The organism is Flavobacterium rhizophilum (assembly GCF_046000485.1).
Taxonomy (GTDB): Bacteria; Bacteroidota; Bacteroidia; order Flavobacteriales; family Flavobacteriaceae; genus Flavobacterium; species Flavobacterium rhizophilum.
In genome coordinates this window covers 184,677-202,797 of record NZ_JBELQB010000003.1, presented here as the reverse complement: position 1 = coordinate 202,797, position 18,121 = coordinate 184,677, and the positions used below count along the sequence as shown (strand labels likewise).

The 18,121-nt window shown below is 37.3% G+C and carries 21 protein-coding genes; 11 read left to right on the top strand and 10 right to left on the bottom strand.

Annotated elements, in window-relative coordinates; all coding sequences use genetic code 11:
* Positions 1-3 precede the first annotated feature (3 nt).
* The gene (locus ABS768_RS04960) at positions 4-528 is read left to right on the top strand and encodes a hypothetical protein (protein ID WP_408073869.1); all 525 of its coding nucleotides are present in this window, start codon (positions 4-6) and stop codon (positions 526-528) included.
* On the top strand, positions 528-995 hold the full coding sequence (locus ABS768_RS04955; RefSeq protein ID WP_408073868.1) for a hypothetical protein: 468 nt from the start codon (positions 528-530) through the stop codon (positions 993-995). Before ABS768_RS04960 ends, ABS768_RS04955 begins: the two co-directional genes overlap by 1 nt.
* A gap of 34 nt (positions 996-1,029) precedes the next feature.
* Here the strand turns inward: ABS768_RS04955 and ligA are convergent, their stop codons facing one another.
* The 5 genes from ligA to rpsF all read right to left on the bottom strand — a co-directional run bounded on the left by ligA (position 1,030) and on the right by rpsF (position 4,820).
* On the bottom strand, positions 1,030-3,027 hold the full coding sequence (gene ligA, locus ABS768_RS04950) for an NAD-dependent DNA ligase LigA (RefSeq protein WP_408073867.1): 1,998 nt from the start codon (positions 3,025-3,027) through the stop codon (positions 1,030-1,032).
* Between the two features lie 159 nt (positions 3,028-3,186).
* Positions 3,187-3,654: a DUF6495 family protein gene (locus ABS768_RS04945; protein WP_157481225.1), complete on the bottom strand. Its 468-nt coding sequence runs from the start codon at positions 3,652-3,654 to the stop codon at positions 3,187-3,189.
* Positions 3,655-3,720: 66 nt separating this feature from the next.
* A complete protein-coding gene (gene rplI / locus ABS768_RS04940; RefSeq protein WP_408073866.1) occupies positions 3,721-4,164 on the bottom strand; it encodes a 50S ribosomal protein L9 in 444 nt (147 codons plus the stop codon).
* Positions 4,165-4,179: 15 nt separating this feature from the next.
* Positions 4,180-4,476, bottom strand: a complete 297-nt coding sequence (gene rpsR, locus ABS768_RS04935) for a 30S ribosomal protein S18 (RefSeq protein ID WP_114678073.1) — start codon at positions 4,474-4,476, stop codon at positions 4,180-4,182.
* Positions 4,477-4,478: 2 nt separating this feature from the next.
* Positions 4,479-4,820, bottom strand: a complete 342-nt coding sequence (gene rpsF, locus ABS768_RS04930; protein WP_408073865.1) for a 30S ribosomal protein S6 — start codon at positions 4,818-4,820, stop codon at positions 4,479-4,481.
* A gap of 176 nt (positions 4,821-4,996) precedes the next feature.
* Here rpsF and ABS768_RS04925 point away from each other — a divergent pair, with 176 nt between their 5' ends.
* Positions 4,997-5,698 (top strand): LytR/AlgR family response regulator transcription factor, encoded by a 702-nt coding sequence (locus ABS768_RS04925; RefSeq protein ID WP_408073864.1) that lies wholly within the window; start codon positions 4,997-4,999, stop codon positions 5,696-5,698.
* On the opposite strand, the gene priA is transcribed toward ABS768_RS04925, so the two are convergent.
* The 4 genes from priA to nadC form a co-directional block, all read right to left on the bottom strand.
* Positions 5,695-8,145, bottom strand: coding sequence for a replication restart helicase PriA (priA, locus tag ABS768_RS04920; protein ID WP_408073863.1), 2,451 nt, complete (start codon positions 8,143-8,145; stop codon positions 5,695-5,697). The two genes, ABS768_RS04925 and priA, sit on opposite strands and share 4 nt — an antisense overlap.
* Positions 8,146-8,334: 189 nt before the next feature.
* Positions 8,335-8,763 carry a DUF2147 domain-containing protein gene (locus ABS768_RS04915; protein WP_408073862.1) on the bottom strand — a complete coding sequence of 143 codons (429 nt, stop codon included), beginning with the start codon at positions 8,761-8,763 and terminating at the stop codon, positions 8,335-8,337.
* A 21-nt stretch (positions 8,764-8,784) separates the two neighbouring features.
* Positions 8,785-9,711 carry a YihY/virulence factor BrkB family protein gene (locus ABS768_RS04910; protein WP_408073861.1) on the bottom strand — a complete coding sequence of 309 codons (927 nt, stop codon included), beginning with the start codon at positions 9,709-9,711 and terminating at the stop codon, positions 8,785-8,787.
* Positions 9,711-10,568, bottom strand: a complete 858-nt coding sequence (gene nadC / locus ABS768_RS04905) for a carboxylating nicotinate-nucleotide diphosphorylase (RefSeq protein ID WP_408073860.1) — start codon at positions 10,566-10,568, stop codon at positions 9,711-9,713. The genes ABS768_RS04910 and nadC overlap by 1 nt, the downstream gene beginning before the upstream one ends.
* Positions 10,569-10,748: 180 nt before the next feature.
* Between nadC and ABS768_RS04900 the strand changes: the two genes are divergently transcribed.
* The 4 genes from ABS768_RS04900 (at position 10,749) to rlmH (ending at position 13,847) form a co-directional block, all read left to right on the top strand.
* Positions 10,749-11,660: a hypothetical protein gene (locus ABS768_RS04900; RefSeq protein WP_408073859.1), complete on the top strand. Its 912-nt coding sequence runs from the start codon at positions 10,749-10,751 to the stop codon at positions 11,658-11,660.
* A 12-nt stretch (positions 11,661-11,672) separates the two neighbouring features.
* Positions 11,673-12,674 carry a hypothetical protein gene (locus ABS768_RS04895; protein WP_408073858.1) on the top strand — a complete coding sequence of 334 codons (1,002 nt, stop codon included), beginning with the start codon at positions 11,673-11,675 and terminating at the stop codon, positions 12,672-12,674.
* 145 nt (positions 12,675-12,819) lie between these two features.
* On the top strand, positions 12,820-13,314 hold the full coding sequence (locus tag ABS768_RS04890) for a hypothetical protein (protein ID WP_408073857.1): 495 nt from the start codon (positions 12,820-12,822) through the stop codon (positions 13,312-13,314).
* Positions 13,315-13,373: 59 nt separating this feature from the next.
* On the top strand, positions 13,374-13,847 hold the full coding sequence (gene rlmH / locus ABS768_RS04885) for a 23S rRNA (pseudouridine(1915)-N(3))-methyltransferase RlmH (RefSeq protein ID WP_408073856.1): 474 nt from the start codon (positions 13,374-13,376) through the stop codon (positions 13,845-13,847).
* A 33-nt stretch (positions 13,848-13,880) separates the two neighbouring features.
* Here rlmH and folP read toward each other — a convergent pair whose 3' ends face one another.
* Complete coding sequence (gene folP, locus ABS768_RS04880; protein WP_408073855.1) at positions 13,881-14,714, bottom strand: dihydropteroate synthase; 834 nt, start codon at positions 14,712-14,714, stop codon at positions 13,881-13,883.
* 87 nt (positions 14,715-14,801) lie between these two features.
* Between folP and ABS768_RS04875 the strand changes: the two genes are divergently transcribed.
* The 4 genes from ABS768_RS04875 (at position 14,802) to ABS768_RS04860 (ending at position 18,018) form a co-directional block, all read left to right on the top strand.
* Positions 14,802-15,344: a DUF1599 domain-containing protein gene (locus tag ABS768_RS04875; protein WP_408073854.1), complete on the top strand. Its 543-nt coding sequence runs from the start codon at positions 14,802-14,804 to the stop codon at positions 15,342-15,344.
* Between the two features lie 63 nt (positions 15,345-15,407).
* Entirely contained in the window at positions 15,408-16,508 is a 1,101-nt protein-coding gene (locus ABS768_RS04870; protein WP_408073853.1) for a BT_3928 family protein, read from the top strand.
* 12 nt (positions 16,509-16,520) lie between these two features.
* Entirely contained in the window at positions 16,521-16,736 is a 216-nt protein-coding gene (locus ABS768_RS04865; RefSeq protein WP_408073852.1) for a hypothetical protein, read from the top strand.
* Positions 16,737-16,941: 205 nt separating this feature from the next.
* Positions 16,942-18,018, top strand: coding sequence for an ABC transporter permease (locus ABS768_RS04860; protein WP_408073851.1), 1,077 nt, complete (start codon positions 16,942-16,944; stop codon positions 18,016-18,018).
* The last annotated feature ends 103 nt before the right edge of the window (positions 18,019-18,121 follow it).

The window sequence follows — 18,121 nt, the reverse complement described above, 5'->3', positions numbered from 1 at the left end:
ATCATGGAAAAACAGTATTTTAAGTACGGCACAGGCTATGTAAATATAGACAGCGAAAACCTGTACCTTACCAATAGTGGTAACTGGCAGGAAGCCCGCGAACTTAAAGAAAAGAGCCCAAAAACCAAAAGGCAGAACAGCTCACGTATTGCCGGTAATAACCTGTTTTTATTTATTGTTTTTGGCGGATTAACATTAGGAGCCTTTTACATGCTGAACAAAGCAAGTGATTTTAATATTCTTGATTTTTCAACTGTTGGTGCAACCGTTAAAAGACTTGGTCTTTTAGCCGCAATAGGTTTTGTTATATACAAATACTTCGCCCCCGAATTAGGGAAACGTTATAAGATACCACTATCAAAAATTGAATCGGTTGAGTACTGGGAAAGAGGCGTAAGAATCACCTTTCGCAACGAAGCAAACGAGCCCGACAGGGAAAATATAGATGACGTAGAGACAAAAGGTTTTGACATACTGCAAAAGCTAAACCTATTACCACAATCAACCACGGATATTAAAAACCTGTAATGAAAGATTTTTTTAAATACCGCTTCGGTTATATAAATATTGATGATGAAAACCTGTATCTAAACGAAACGGGCAACTGGTCGTATGTAGAGAAGTTAAAAGAGAAGAAAAAAACGTCTCCCATACAAAGACCTGCAACAACTATTATTTACAAACTGACTTATCTGCTTTCATTAATAACAATAGTTGTATTTTTAGCACTATACAATTCGTCTTTCATCAATGGTATAATTGTATTTTTTGTATATGCATCTATTTATTACTTCATTTTCGAACACCTTAACATCAAAATTGATTACAATTATAAAATTCCGCTACACAAAATAAACAGTATCACACAAAAAGGAAATACACTCGAAATAAACTTTCTCCTTAAACATAACACTCAAACACAAACCTTTATTCTTGATAAAATTGAGCCCAGAGGTTTTGATATTCTAAGGCAAAGACGTTTACTGGAAAGCTAAGACACTTAACAACTAAGCATCTTAGCATCTGTCATTATTTTACCAGCTCTATAAAATCATCTTCACTTATTATGGCTACACCCAGCTTGTTGGCTTTTTCCAGCTTGGCAGGCCCCATATTATCTCCGGCTACCACATAATCGGTTTTGGAGGAAATGGAACTCCCTACCTTACCGCCGTTATCTTCAATAGCCTTTTTGAGTTCGTCGCGGGAAAACTTCTCAAACACACCCGAAACTACCAGCGTTTTACCAGCCAGTTTATCACTTACAGATGTATCTTCCTTAGCTACAGCTTCAAGCTGAACACCATAACCTTTTAAACGTTCAATTAATCTTACATTCTCTATATTGGCAAAGAAATCTACTACACTTTGAGCTATTTTCTCCCCAATTTCATCTACCAGAATAAGATCGGTTAATGAAGCCAACGCCAAATTATCTATAGTCTTATAATGTTTTGCCAGTTTTTTAGCTACGGTTTCTCCAACATAACGAATACCTAAAGCATAGAGTACACGCTCAAAGGGAATCTCTTTAGACTTCTCTATACCATTAATAAGGTTCTCGGCCGATTTGTCTGCCATGCGCTCTAACGGAACAATCTGTTCTTTTTTAAGATCGTACAGGTCGGCATAGTTTTCAATAAGCCCTGCATTATACAGTAAGGCAACCGTTTCTCCTCCAAGACCTTCTATATCCATAGCCTTACGGGAAATATAATGCTGTACCCTACCTATAATTTGCGGAGGACAACCATAAAAATTAGGGCAGTAATGCTGTGCTTCGCCCTCTTTACGTTCCAATGGTGTATTACATTCCGGGCAATGGGTTATATAAACCGTAGGCTGTAAATCCTCCGGTCGTTTTGTAAAGTCGACTGCAATAATCTTAGGAATAATCTCTCCTCCTTTTTCCACAAACACTTCGTCTCCCACACGCACATCCAGTTTCTCAATCTGGTCGGCATTGTGTAATGAGGCTCGTTTTACGGTAGTACCGGCTAGCTGTACCGGCTCCAGATTAGCCACGGGAGTGATAGCCCCTGTGCGCCCTACCTGATAAGAAATGGAATTTAACCTCGTTGCAACCTGCTCTGCCTTAAACTTATAGGCAACAGCCCAACGTGGCGATTTTGCCGTATAGCCCAGTTCTTCCTGCTGGTGAATATCGTTTACTTTAACAACAACACCATCAGTCTCATAAGGCAGTTCATGGCGGTGTTCATCCCAATAATCAATAAACGCCATTACCTCGTCAATATTTTGGGCAAGTTTAGCTTCCTTTGGTACTTTAAAACCCCATTTACGGGCACTTTCAAGTCCTTCATACTGAGTTGCAACAGGCAGATTATTTCCAATTATAGAATAAAGCAGGCAGTCTAACGGACGCCTTGCCACTTCGGCACTGTCCTGTAACTTTAAACTACCCGATGCCGTGTTACGCGGATTTGCATAAGGTGTTTCGCCTATCTCAATCAAATCCTGATTCATTTTAGCAAACCCGTCTAACGGAAGTACAATCTCTCCTCTAATATCAAACTTTTCAGGATAATCACCCTTTAGCTTAATAGGCACGGCACGTATGGTTCTTATATTAGCGGTAACATCGTCCCCCTGAAAACCATCACCACGGGTTACAGCTCTTAGCAGTCTGCCATTCTCATAAGTTATACTTATGGAAGCTCCGTCATATTTAAGCTCACAGGTATACTGCACATCTGCAGTACCAAGCCCTTTTTGCACACGCTTTTCCCATTCCAATAGTTCTTCTTTGGAGTATGAATTATCCAAGGAATACATGCGATGCTCATGCTGTATGGTTTCAAAGTTTTTGGTAACACTACCTCCCACACGCTGTGTAGGCGAATTTTCGTCAAAATATTCAGGGTGTTTGGCTTCCAGTTCCTGTAATTCTTTAAGTTTTATATCAAACTCAAAATCAGTAATGGTTGGGTTATCGAGTACGTAATAGTTGTAATTGTGTTGATTAAGCTCTTCCCTAAGCGCCTGAATAGTCTGAAGGATATCCATTGAATAAAAAGTTAGTTTACAGTGCTAATTTAACCAACTTTTAAATAACGGGAAATGTTTATATATGCTAATTTGAGAATTAGCAATTAAAAAGTATTTGCACTGACAAATACCCTGATAAGTTTATAAAAAACAAAAAATCGCCCTGAGGGCGATTTCTTAAAACATATCTTCAAATTGTTTGTAAAGGTCACCATTGGTTAAAATAGCACCCTGCTTAAGTATATCAAAAACCTCTGCATTCCTGTCCTCTCCAAAAGGTTTCTTACCACGTTTGATTTCTACCTCTTTTGAAAACAGATTCTCATTAAGCCATTGTAGTCCGCCCTCGGTTAAAAAATCAGCGTGTGCCACGTGTGAGTGTATCACTATACTTTCCATTTCCTCTTTACCCAGCTTAAATAAAAAGATGTGGTTTTTAGAGTAATGTTCCATATATTCTGTTTGGGTAAGTACACCTTCCCATACAAGGTCTGAAAAAACATCCAGTTCCTGCTCGGCAACTTCGGGCTTTTCTGCTTTTATCTGATCCCACTCGGCCTTATCAATTTGCTGAGAAGCCAAAAAGTTTGCAAATTCCTCGTGTAACTCTTCCAGTTGTTCTTTAGTCAATCTGATATATTTCATATTACTTTTTTAAGTGTAAAAAAAAAGCCTTCCGTTACCGGAAGGCTTTAGGTATAATTTTAATAATTATTGTACCTCAGCTACGATTTCGTAAGGAAGCTCAACAATTACTTCTCTGTGTAATCTTACAGATGCAGTGTATTTACCTACACGCTTAACGATACCACTGTTGATGAATTTCTTCTCAATAGTCTGACCGTTTTTCTCTAAAGCTTCAGCGATATCTGCATTGGTTACAGAACCAAATAGTTTTTCGCCACCTGCTTTAGCAGTAATTTTTATCTCAAGAGCTTTAATAGCTTCAGCGATTTTCTTAGCGTCGTCTACTAATTTTTGCTCTTTAAATGCTCTTTGTTTTAGGTTTTCAGCTAATACTTTTTTAGCTGTAGGAGTTGCAACAACTGCAAAACCCTGTGGTATTAAATAGTTACGACCATATCCTGGCTTAACTGTTACAATATCATCTTTAAAACCTAAGTTCTGTACGTCTTGTCTAAGTATAAGTTCCATAATACTGCCTCCTTTTTATTTTAATAAATCAGCCACATATGGCATTAATGCTAAATGACGTGCTCTTTTAACTGCAACAGACACTTTTCTTTGGTATTTTAAAGATGTACCTGTTAAACGGCGAGGAAGAATTTTACCTTGCTCGTTAACGAATTTCAATAAAAAGTCAGGATCTTTATAATCAACATATTTGATACCTGATTTTTTGAAACGGCAATACTTTTTAGTCTTGTTCGTCTCTATGTTTAAAGGCGTAAGATATCTGATATCCCCGTCTTTTTTTCCCTTAGCTGACTGTTCTATACTTGACATAATTAGTTTGCTTTAGTTTTTAGTTTCTCTCTTCTTCTTTCTGCCCATGAGATAGCGTGCTTATCTAAAGTTACAGTAAGGAAACGCATGATTCTCTCGTCACGTCTGTACTCAGTCTCAAGACCAATTAGTACATCTCCGGTTGCTTTGAACTCAAGCAGGTGGTAAAAACCACTTTTCTTGTGTTGAATTTCGTAAGCTAATTTTTTAAGACCCCAGTCTTCTTTTGCTACGATCTCGGCCCCTTTAGAAGTAAGATAATCTTCGAACTTACTTACTGTTTCCTTTACCTGAGTTTCAGATAAAACGGGATTCAAGATGAAAACAGTTTCATAATGATTCATAATACAATATATTAGTATGTTATAAAATTGGCTGCAAATTTAGTCAATAATATTTATCCTGCAAGCGCAAAAATTAGTTTTTTAAAAGTTAAAAAGTAGATTTTTTATCTATATTTGTATTTATCCAAACTAAAAAACCAAAAAACATTGCTAAACGTTACAAACCTAATTGAATCATGAAACTAAACTGTGTTGTTGTTGACGATAGCACAATTCATAGGATCACGATTGCCAAGCTCGTAAACGATCACCCGGATCTTAACCTGGTAGGTGATTTCTCAAATGCGTCGGAAACACGGAATTGTATCCTAACCAAGCCTGTTGACCTTTTGTTCCTGGACATTGAAATGCCGGTTCAAAGCGGGTTTGATTTGCTGGACGGACTTAAAAAAAGACCACAGATTATTGTGGTGTCCTCCAAGTCAGATTATGCCCTCAAGGCTTTTGAATATGCAGCTATCGACTATTTGCATAAACCCATAACTAAAGACCGTTTTAACAAGGCCGTGCAAAAAGCACTGGACCTGCAAAACCTAAGAAAAGAAAACACCGAAGACGATGGTGAGTTTATCTTCATTAAAAGCAACCTTAAGAACTTCAAGATATTTATTTCCAAAATCAAATGGATTGAAGCCTATGGTGACTATGTGAAGATTATTACCGAAGAGGAAAACCACCTTGTGCTGTCGACAATGAAATCTTTTGAAAGCGAACTTCCTGACGAAAAGTTTATGCGTGTACACAAGTCGTTTATAATTAACATTGACCGCGTAGAACGATTTAACAGCAAATTTGCCGAAATAGGCCCTGTGAAAATACCACTAAGCAGGAACAAAAAAGAAGAACTGGCTAAAGCCCTTAACAAGGCATCTTCTTAATAAGGATCTACGTTAACCGAAACCCTTATTGATTTGTATTGAGGTATAGCGTCAAAACTGTCCAGGATTTTTACTATTGCTCTTTTGGTGCCCCCAATTGAATTACCCTGTGGCAACTTTATCATTATAGTGCGTATATACTCATTCCTTATTCTGCTTATAGCAGGCTCCTCGGGCCCCAACACCGGGAGATTAAGGTTTTCCGACAATACATTATACAGCCACAATGCCCCATTTTTTAATTTTTCATAATCCCTTTGCTTTAAGGTTAACCTTATTAACCTGTAGAACGGCGGATATTTAAAGTTATGCCTTTCATACACCTGCTCTTTATACATGGCAGGATAATCATTATTGGTTACCTGCTGGATTATATTATGCAACGGATTGTAAGTTTGTATAAGTACCTTACCTCTTACATCCTTACGCCCTGCCCTGCCGGCTACCTGCACCATCATTTGGTAAGCCCTTTCAAATGCACGAAAATCAGGCTGGTACAACATATTATCGGCATTTAGTATCCCTACCAGGCTTACATTATCAAAATGAAGTCCCTTTGCCAGCATTTGCGTACCTACCAGTATATCTATCTCCCTGTTTTTAAAGGCATCTATTATTTTTTCGTAGCCAAATTTACCACGTGTAGTATCCTGATCCATTCGCCATACATTTTTTGCAGGGAATAAACCTTTCAGTTCCATTTCAATCTGCTCTGTACCGAAACCTTTAGTAGACAAATCGGTCGAATGACACTGATGGCAGTGTGTAGGGTTCGCAATATTATAGCCGCAATAATGACAGCGCAGTTGGTTTTTAAACTTATAATACGTTAAACTCACATCACACTGCGGGCATTGCGGTACGTGTCCGCACGTCATACATTCTACCCAAGGGGAATACCCTCTCCTGTTCTGGAAAAGTATAACCTGCCTGCCTTCGCTAAGTGCTTCGGCAATAGCCTCATTAAGGGTATCACTAAAATGCCCCGTCATACGCTTGCGTTTGTACTTATCTTTAATATCAACCAAAACTATTTCGGGTGGCAATACCTTACCATAGCGTTCGGTTAACTGTACATAACCATACTTACCTCCTGTGGCATTGTAATAGGTTTCTATACCCGGAGTAGCCGAACCCAGTAATACTTTAGCATCATACATCCCTGCCAGCACTATAGCTGCATCACGTGCATGATAGCGTGGCGCCGGATCCTGTTGCTTGAAGGTTTGCTCATGCTCCTCGTCTATCACTATAAGCCCAAGATCATTAAACGGCAGGAATAATGCTGACCTCGCCCCTATTATTACACGTGCCTTTTCTGAATCTTCCAATACCTGCTGCCAGGTTTCAATACGTTCGTTATTGGAGTATTTGGAATGGAACACCGCCACCTGATTACCAAAGTAGGCTGTTAGCCTCACCACCAGTTGGGTTGTAAGTGCAATTTCAGGCAACAGGTATAACACCTGCTTACCGTTTTTTATAAACTCTTCAATGAGTTTAATATATATTTCAGTCTTACCACTGGAGGTTATACCATGCAGCAGCGTTACCTGATAGGTATCAAAACTTTGTTTAACCGACTCAAAAGCCTCCTGTTGTTTATCACTCAGCTCAAAGCCCGAATTGTCATCTTTCTCAAACTGAATACGATCTTCCTCAAGGATATACTCTTCAAAAACACCTTTATCAACCAATGATTTTATTACTGCTGATGATACACCCGACTCCTCTGTAAACTGTTTTTTACTAATTGGTTTCTTATCTCTTGCCTGCAACTGAAAGTAATACATTACGGAATCCCTTTGTTTTTGGGAACGTGACAACAACTCCATAAGTCCGCTTAATTTATCCTGCTGCATTAGTTCCTGTGGCATCCTGATATAGCGGATAGTTTTAGGCTTGTACTTTTCGTTGATTTCCTCCTGTAAAGAAATGGCGTTTTTAGCAATAAGCTTATTGATTACCGGAAGCGTTGCTTTTTTATTTAGAATAGCCGATACCTCCTGTACTTTTAATGCCGATTGTTTTTGCAGGGCTTCATATACCAAATATTCGTCATCTGAAAGTTGAATATCGCTGACATCAAAATCCTTTTTAGAGGTAATAAGCGTTTCGCTCTCTAAAAGAAAGCCGCTTGGCATAGCTGACTTATATACATCGCCTATATTACACATGTAATAGGAAGCTATCCAGCCCCAGTGTTTTAGCTGAGTTTCGGTAACAATAGGAAAATCGTCAAGTATCTGGTGGATTTCTTTTGCCTGATATAACTGGGGCGGATTTTGATGCAGGTCGGTTACCATTCCGGTGTAAATCTTATTACGCCCAAACGGAACCGCTACACGCATCCCCTTTTTGATAAAACCATACTCAGCCTCGTTTATGGCGTAGGTAAAAGGTTTTGGCAGAGATAATGGTAAAATTACTTCTATAAAAAAGGGCATACAGGCTTATAATTAGATTTGAATACAAATATAAAACAACTGGGGTATATATTTAAGACTTCCTCTATTGAGATTCCTCACTCTGTATCGGAATGATAAATCCCACTTTATTTATAAGTAAGAGAAAATATCATAAAAACAAAAAACACTCCATTGCGGAGTGTTCTTATATTGTATTAGTTTTCAATATTATTTTACCCTATGCCATGTTTGAGAACGGCCTATAAAAGAAAATCCAAGATACCCTCTTACATCAAGCTTGTCTTCTCCGTCAAGCTTAATAGTACAGCTGTATGTTTTACCTTTATTCGGGTCAAGAATATCACCATCGGTATATTCATCGCCATCTTTCTCTAATCCTTTTATAATTACAAGTCCAAGTATCGGCTTGTCTTTATCACTGCCTTTACATTTTGTACACTTGGCATCTTTTTTAGCCGGGTTAAGTATCTCCACGACTTTACCGTAAACCTTACCGTCTTTTTCATAAATCTCAACGATAGATTTCGCTTCACCGGTTTCATCGTCAATGGTTTTCCACTTCCCGGTTACCTGAGCGCCAGCCGAAAATATTCCGGCAATAGCAACAAACAATACTGTTAAAAAGTACTTCTTCATAAAAAACACGTTTAATTTTTACTAAATATATAAATTTTTCCTTTTTAATTTATGAATTAACGCATTTAATTCGAATCCTAATAAAAGAATAAAACAGTTAATCCAAATATACAGCATAAGTACAAGAAGCGTACCAATTGCTCCATACAGTTGGTTGTACTGGGCAAACCTAACCACATAAATACCAAACACATAAGAAGTTATAACAAACAGTATGGTAGTAAAAACCGAACCGTAACTAAAAAAGGCAGCTCCTTTGGTTTCTTTTGCAGCAAACTTAAACAGCATTGAGGTAATAGTTAATACCATAAGTACCAGGAAAATATACTTACCTATTTCAAGATATATCACATCGTCACTTAGCAAGCCTCTGCTTTTAAGCTGCGCTATAATTATCTGTAAAATAACTATTGCCGCTACAGTTACTAAAAGTATTGTAGATAACACCAGTGATAACCCTATAGCAAGGGCATACTGCCTGAAAAAGCTTCGCTTAATGGTAATATGCAGTGACGACTGAAATCCGCTTAGAATAGCATTCATTCCGTTTGACATAAGGAGTATAGCCAAAAGTATACCTGTTGAAAGCAGACTGCTGTAACTGTTTTGCATAATATCATCCAGTATGGACTCAACAGCACTATATGTATTAGGTGGCACATTTTCCCTAACAAAATCCATAAAATCATCCCTAAAGCCCTCAATAGGAATTTGGGATATTAGATTAAGAATAAAAAGAGCAAACGGAAACAGCGACATAAAAAAGCTGAATGCAATAGCACCGGCACGGTAAGACACATCGCCTTTTACAATACCGGATATATAAAGCTCTGTAAGGTGATAAAGCGTTAATCCCTCTCCCCATGGCAGCTTGATGCTTTTACCAAGCCTAACCAAATATTTAAGAACAGGGATGCGCTCCAGTTTATGTTCCAGTTCTAACGACATTAAAATGCTTTTAAACTAAGGTCCAGATTGTAAATTGAATGGGTTAATGCACCCGATGATATATAGTTAACCCCACAATCGGCATAATGACGCATAGTGTCTTCGTTTATACCTCCGGATGATTCGGTTTGACAATAGTTACCAATAAGCGCTACCGCCTCACGCGTTTGTTTATAGTCGAAATTATCCAGCAGTATGCGATACACTCCGGGATTTGAGATGATTTCACGAACCTCATCAAGATCACGCGCCTCTACAATTATTTTTAGGTCAAGATTATTTGCCTTTAAATACTCGTGCGTTTTAGTAATTGCCTGAGTGATTCCGCCTGCAAAGTCAATGTGATTATCTTTTAGCATTACCATATCATACAGCGCAAAACGGTGGTTTTCCCCTCCGCCTATCTTTACTGCCCATTTTTCTATGGCGCGTATTCCCGGTGTGGTTTTACGGGTGTCTAACACCTTGGTGCCTGTACCCTCCAGTATATCTACATACTTTTTGGTTTTGGTAGCAATGGCACTCATACGCTGCATAGCGTTAAGCACTAGTCTTTCGGCTTTTAGTATGGACTGCGAACTCCCCGAAACATGAAAAGCCACATCGCCATACTTTACTGCTGTACCGTCCTGTAAAAACACCTCAATTTCAAGGTTTGGGTCTACATAGGCAAATACCTGTTTAGCGAAGTCTACCCCTGCCAGTATACCGTTATCTTTTACCAGTAGTTTGGCACGCCCTGTAGCAGTTGCAGGGATACAGGCAAGCGAGCTGTGGTCGCCGTCACCTACATCTTCCCTAATGGCATTGGTAATAATTATATCGAGTTCTTTTTGAAATTGAATATCCGAAATCATGTGTGTTTATTATAGTATTGCTAAAGTAGTGGTTTTTTTCGGGAAATGGAAGGGAAGAATGTAAACTGTAAACTAGTGATAAAAACAAAAATCCCCACTGTTAGGTATTTTATTGCCTTATAAAGACTTATAATTTTACAATTACAACAAACTAAATTATTAACATTAAATTTAAAAGTCATGTCTGAAATTAACAACGAAAAAATTCAACAAAAAATAGATCAGGTAAAAGCCAGATTTGAAGAAAGAATTGAAAAAATAAAAAAGGAAGGAGCTCAAAAGATTAATGAAATTACTGATGATTCTCCCGACCCAAATGGTTTTGAAGCTGTACTCGATGCAACGTTTGACGTAAAATGGAAAAACACTTCAATCAAATTTGACATTCCAAAATTCTCCATGGAAAGGGAAATTATTAAATTTCATATTCCTGAAGTAAGAATGGAGTTAAAATCAATAAAATTTGATGTTCCTGCCGTAAGAATGGTTAGAACATGCTTGTTCAAAAAGCCAGAAATAACAGTAAAAGGAATTAAGGTATACACTAAAATGACCTGTGTATATGGTGATAAACCCGAAACTTATATGAAAACCATAGAAATCAAAACAGACATACCTAAGTTTACCTCAAAGCTTCAGGAAATAAGTTTTGACAAACCTGTTGTAAGGATGGAAACCACTGAAATTATTTTAAAATTACCTCAATTCTACCTAAAAAAAATCAGTACACAAATTGAACAGCAGGAAAATGAAATTGAAGATGTTAGCCAGGATATGTCCGCAAAAATAGCATTGGCCGAAAAAGATATGCAAATGTCTCTACAGTCTGAAATAGCACAGGAAATAAGTAAAATGAATGATGAAATAGGATCACAACTTCTTGCTGAAAGAGAAAATGTTTGCAGTTATTATGACGATGCCATAGCAAAAACAAAGGCAGCAATAAAAAGCCTAAAAGAAAACAATGCCACAGATGAAGTTGCAAGCCTAGAAAACGAACTTTCTAAAATTATAGAGGACTATAAAACAATCCTTAATAATATTGATGAAGGACTTACAAAAGCTACGATTCCGGATTTAGTCTTTAATTAATTGAATTACATCATGAAAAAGTATATTCAGTTTATAGTGCTGTTACTCTCAATAAACAGTTTCTCTCAACCTTCAAATGATCTGAAAGATCAGGAAGCCAATACAGAAATTGAAGAAAATTATAATTATCTAAATCAATACCAGATAAATGAAGTTATTGAGGAAACAAAACGAAAAATCGAAGATTTAGAAAACAATAAAGCTGCTTTGGAAAAATATCTGGTTAGCCTTAATTCTCTCAAAAACGAAGCTGAAAATTTAAAAGACAGTTTTCTAAACGAAGCCATCGAAAAAATAAGAAGTTCTATCACAGCCCATAATGAAGCCCAAATATATCAGGATGAAACGATTATTTTAGATGAATTAAACAAGCAATATCAAACTCTATATGACATAGAAACAAATAGTGAGAGTAGAAATCTCATGAGGCTGATATACAGAGCTACACAAGAACTTTACTCCGAATCTGTTATAAGGGAAATAGAAAAAACCCGTTATGAGAATAAAAAACCCATATTAACAACTGAGAGTAAGCTGGATAATTTTAAACAAAAAATTAACAGTTTAATCCCTAAGATAAATACAAATCTAAATTTGATTATTGATAATGAAATAAAAACAGTAACTCAAAAAATTGAAAAATGCAACAGTGAACTAAAGGGTAAAAAGGGTAAACTGACAGATTTATTTCAGCAAATGGAAGAGAAAGAAACCCAAATTAACAGTTTATCCATAAAGCTTGGACTACCTCTTTTCTGTTTAACCATATTACTGTTATTCTTAGGTCCTGCTCTGTTAAAAAACAAAAAAAATAAAGACGGAATAGAGTATTCGGAAGGATTCTCACAAAATGTAGTACTTGAAATAAGTACTGTTTTGTTACTAACTATGTCAATATTAATTTTAGGATTGTCAGGGAAAGTGAATAGTGAAGTATTAGGTACTCTTATTGGCGGAATATCGGGTTACGTTTTAAACAAAGTACGAACAAATTCTACGGCCTCGAATTCTTAAACAAGTATATTTAAAGATATTGCATTATTATTACTAATTACTTTTATTACAAAAAAAAATAAAGCAAAAAAGCGAACCCATTTAAGGTTCGCTTTTTATAAATAAAATATATTATTATTTTTAGCCACCACTAAAAGCCACACTAATGCAAGACCTTATTAACGAAGAAGAATTTATAAAACCTGTAAAATACAACCCGTGGAAATGGTTTAAACGTTCCTATTTAATAGCTCTTTTTCAGGCTTGTTTTATTTATTCGTGTACTATTTTCGGTAAACCTGAAAACGGTTTAATAATGATTGGAACTCTTATTTATTTTATTTGCCCTATTACTGTCCCGTTTTTTATTGTATTCAGAAAAAAATTATTTGCCAACACCTCTTTGGGCACAATAGTTTTAGGTATTCTGATATTAAATTTAGTTTATTCTTCACTGTTTATAATGGTGATGTGGTTAAGGGGGCAATATATTTTTGTAGATGATTCCCCCATGACTATTGCACTAGGAATAGTTTTATTTATCTTCTTTTGTACACTGTTAACCATACCTATAATAATAGTGATTCGCGCCATTTTAATAAAAAAGCTTAAAAAGAAAGAAGAAAAAGCCCTTGAAGCCCATAACCGGAATTTCTCCTAACGTTTAAATAACAGCTTCCTTTTAACTTTGTATCTTTGCCGTTTTAAGCCATATACCCTATGAACATTAAGCTACTCGCTATAGGCAAAACCGATGACAAATCCCTGCAAACTCTTATAGACGATTACACTAAGAGGTTATCGTTTTATGTAAAGTTTGACCTGGAAATTATCCCCGATATTAAAAACGTAAAAAACCTGAGCGAGGCACAGCAAAAAGAAAAAGAGGGCGAACTTATACTTTCCAAACTTTCGGCTACCGATCAGCTTATACTTTTGGACGAAAACGGAAAAACCTTTACCAGTATGAAGTTTGCCGACGAACTGCAAAAGAAAATGAATTCGGGCGTTAAAACTTTAGTGTATGTTATTGGCGGGCCTTATGGTTTTTCAGACGCTGTTTACAGCAAAGCACAGGGCAAGGTATCACTATCGTCCATGACCTTTAGCCACCAAATGGTACGCCTTTTCTTTATAGAACAACTGTACCGAGGCTTTACTATTTTAAGGAATGAACCTTATCATCATCAATAGGTTACGGGTTATTTGTTTCGGGTTACGTGTAAACTAGGAACCCGAAACCTGTAACTGTGAATACATCTTAACCACCTCCACTGCTTCCTTCACATCATGTACCCTTAAAATATTAGCACCTTTGGTTAGTGCAACCATGTTTAGTGCGGTAGTTCCGTTTAAGGCTTCCTGCGGAGTAATACCCAGTAGTTTGTATATCATGGACTTTCGCGATAGTCCTGCCAGTATAGGCAATTCGGTCATTTTAAACAATTCCATCTTGTTGAGTACCTCATAGTTTTGCTGTAGTGTTTTGGCAAAACCAAATCCGGGATCTATCACTATATCATCAATACCATAACTTCGGGCTTCGACTATCTTTTGGGAAAAGTACAACAACATTTCCTTTATAATATCGTCATAGTCGGTTAGCTTAACCATATCCTGTGGAGTACCACGCATATGCATCATGATGTAAGGCACTTTTAGTTCGCCCACCGTTTGCAGCATTTTATCATCTAGGTTACCGGCAGCAATATCATTCACAATAGCAGCACCGGCCTCAACCGCCGCTTTTGCCACCTTAGTCCTAAAAGTATCTACCGAGATTACCGCCTCCGGAAAATGCTTTAAAACCATCCCTACAGCAGGTACCATGCGTGCCAGTTCTTCCTCCTCACTTACAAACTCGGCATTAGGTTTAGTAGAATATGCACCTATATCAATAAAATCGGCACCTTCACTCAAAATACGGGCTGCCTGTCGGGTAAACTCGGCCTCGGCCTTATACTTCCCTCCGTCAAAAAACGAATCAGGGGTACAGTTTAAAATCCCCATAACTTTTGGTTGTGTCAAATCTATTAGCCTGCCTTTGCAATTGATGGTCATATTTACATGGTATTATTAAAAAAGCGCCTTTGGGAGTTGGGGGCTTTTTAGTACATTTGAAAAAATTTCAAGCAAATATACACCGAAATGAGGAATACTTCTCAGGAATACGACAACGTAATTGCCCACTGCAGGCAACTGTACATAAACAAAATGAAGGATTATGGCAGCGCATGGCGCATTTTACGCCTGCCTTCACTTACCGATCAGATTTTTATTAAGGCACAGCGTATAAGAAGCCTTCAGGAGAATGAAACCCGTAAGATAAACGAAGGTGAAGCGTCTGAATTTATTGGGATTATCAACTATTCCATCATGGCACTTATTCAAATTGACCTTGGTATTGCCGAACAGCCCGATCTTGATGTAGATGCAGCTACAAGGTTATATGATGAGAAGGTAGCCCTTACCAAAGAACTGATGGAAGCCAAAAACCATGACTATGGCGAAGCATGGCGTGATATGAGAGTAAGTTCCCTAACCGACCTTATTATTCAAAAAATACTTCGTGTAAAACAAATTGAAGATAATAAAGGAAAAACATTAGTGTCTGAAGGGATAGATGCCAATTATCAGGACATGATAAACTATTCGGTTTTTGCTCTTATCCACATGAAAGCACACCAATAACAACTCATTAACAAATAGAGGGAACATATCTTTTATTTTTGAGAAAAACTATACCATACTATCATGAAAATACTTACACACATTTGCAGGGTACTCGTAGGAGTATTATTTATCATATCGGGACTTATTAAGTTAAACGACCCAATGGGATTCTCCTTTAAACTGGAAGAATACTTTGGTGCCGGTGTCCTTAACATGGAATTTCTTATTCCGTTTGCTCTTGCCATTGCTGTGTTTGTCGTGATATTTGAAGTCATTTTGGGCGTTATGCTTTTAGTAGGTTTCAAATCGCGTTTTACCACGTGGAGCCTACTGCTCATGATAGTGTTTTTTACCTTTCTTACCTTCTACTCTGCTTACTTTAATAAAGTGACCGACTGTGGGTGTTTTGGCGATGCATTAAAGCTTACCCCTTGGCAATCGTTCACTAAAGATGTGGTATTACTCTTACTGATTATAGTACTGTTTTTCAATAAGAACCTTATAAAACCTATTGCGGGTCCGGCAGTAACCAACACTGTAGTACTTGCAAGTTTTGTATTTTGCGGATGGTTTGGCTACTATGTACTTAACCACCTGCCTGTAAAAGATTTCAGGGCTTATAAAGTAGGAACCAACATACAGGAGGGAATGGAAGTACCTGAAGGTGCTCCTAAGTCGGAATACGAAATGGTATTTGTTTATAAAGTAAACGGCGTTGATACCGAATTTACCGACAAAGAACTGGATAAAATTCCTGCTGATGCCGAGTTTGTAGATCGTATGGATAAGCTTGTGAAAGAAGGTTATGTTCCGCCAATTCACGATTTCTCTCTTGAAAGAGACGGTGTAGATCACACAGCTGAGTTACTGGAAGATCCTAAAGTAATACTGCTTATTTCATACAACCTTGATAAAGCAAGTGATGCCGGACTTGCAAAGCTGAATGACTTTGCTAAAAGAGCAGGTGAAAGAGGCTATAAAGTAGTGGGTGCAACAGCATCTGACGAAACAGTTATTGCTGATAAAACAGCTAACTTTAATCTTAATTTCGATTATATGTTTTGTGATGCCACTGCCCTTAAAACCATTATCAGGGCTAATCCGGGTATAGTGGTACTAAACTACGGTACTATAGTGCAAAAAGCACACTGGAATGATATTGACGAAGTTTCACTACCATAATACCACAACATCATGTCAAACCCTAAACAACCGGGCAGGTTAAAAAATTTTTTAGGCATTGCTTTCTTTTACTTTTTAGGTTTTATACTAACCCGTAAAGGATCGACCGATACCACCATGGGAACCATAATGATGGTTGCCGGATGGCTGTTGCTAATACTGTCTATGATACTTGCCGTAATGTTTGTTTACCAGGTTTTTAAAGACGCTTTCAATAAAAAGAAATAAAGTTAGAGATGAAAATCTTTAAATCATATCTGAGCTTTTTACCAATGTGCCTTGGCCTATATCATGTTTTTATAGCAAAACATGACCTTAGTACTTACAATGGATTAGTCATGATAATAATAGGATTGTTTCTTACAATAAATTACGGATATAATTTTTCAAAATGGCTTTATTCAAAACTTTACCCAATAATTAATAAAAATAATTGATAAAATACCTTCTATACAAAACAGGATATGCACTGCTAACACTTTTTGGAGTCGTTACGGTAATATTCTTTTTGTTTACGGTATTACCCGGCGATCCTGCCCGCATGATGCTGGACCAAAATGAAAATAGTGAGCAGCTTGCCATCATAAAAAAGAAGTACGGATTTGACCAACCCGTTTCTAAACAGTACCTGTATTATTTAAACGACCTGTCTGTACTGTCATTTCACAGTACAAACCCAGACGATTATACTTACCTTACAGAAGGTAAATACAATGCTGCCAAACTTTTTACCATAGGTAACACTATTATCGTACTGAAAACGCCCTACTTAAGGGAAAGCTTCCAAAAAAACGGAAAAAAGGTTACTCAGGTTATCGGCGACACATTGCCTAATACTGTAGTGCTGGCAACATCTGCCATTATTATTGCCATAATTATAGGGATTATACTGGGCATACTATCTGCCCTTTACAAAGATACCTGGATAGACAGGCTTATTGCACTTGTAAGTACACTGGGCATGAGTGTACCTTCTTTCTTTGCTGCCATATTATTTGCCTGGGTATTTGGTTTCCTGTTACACAAATACACCCATCTGGACATGACAGGCAGCCTTTATGAGGTAGACGACTTTGGCGAAGGCAAATACATAAAATGGAAAAACCTTATTCTCCCTGCTATAGTTTTGGGTATACGTCCGCTTGCCGTGGTAATACAGCTTATGCGTAATTCACTGCTTGAAGTTTTCAGTCAGGATTACATCCGTACAGCAAGGGCAAAAGGATTAAGTGAAATCCGTATTATCAGGAAACACGCACTCAAAAACGCACTTAACCCTGTAGTTACGGCTATTTCGGGATGGTTTGCCTCCATGCTTGCCGGAGCCGTTTTTGTGGAGTACATTTTCGGATGGAACGGATTGGGCAAAGAGGTTGTCGAAGCCTTAAACACACTCGATCTTCCGGTTATAATGGGATCGGTACTGGTAATTGCAGCTACATTTGTTGTTATCAATATCCTTGTTGATATTATTTATGCCTACCTTGATCCAAGAATACGATTAAGTTAAGGCTAACTCCCTTTTTACGAAAACGATATAATAGTTTTTCCTGCTTAAATCCTACCAAATATTTCATTTTTAAACGATATTTGTTCGGTCAGTTATTGTAAAT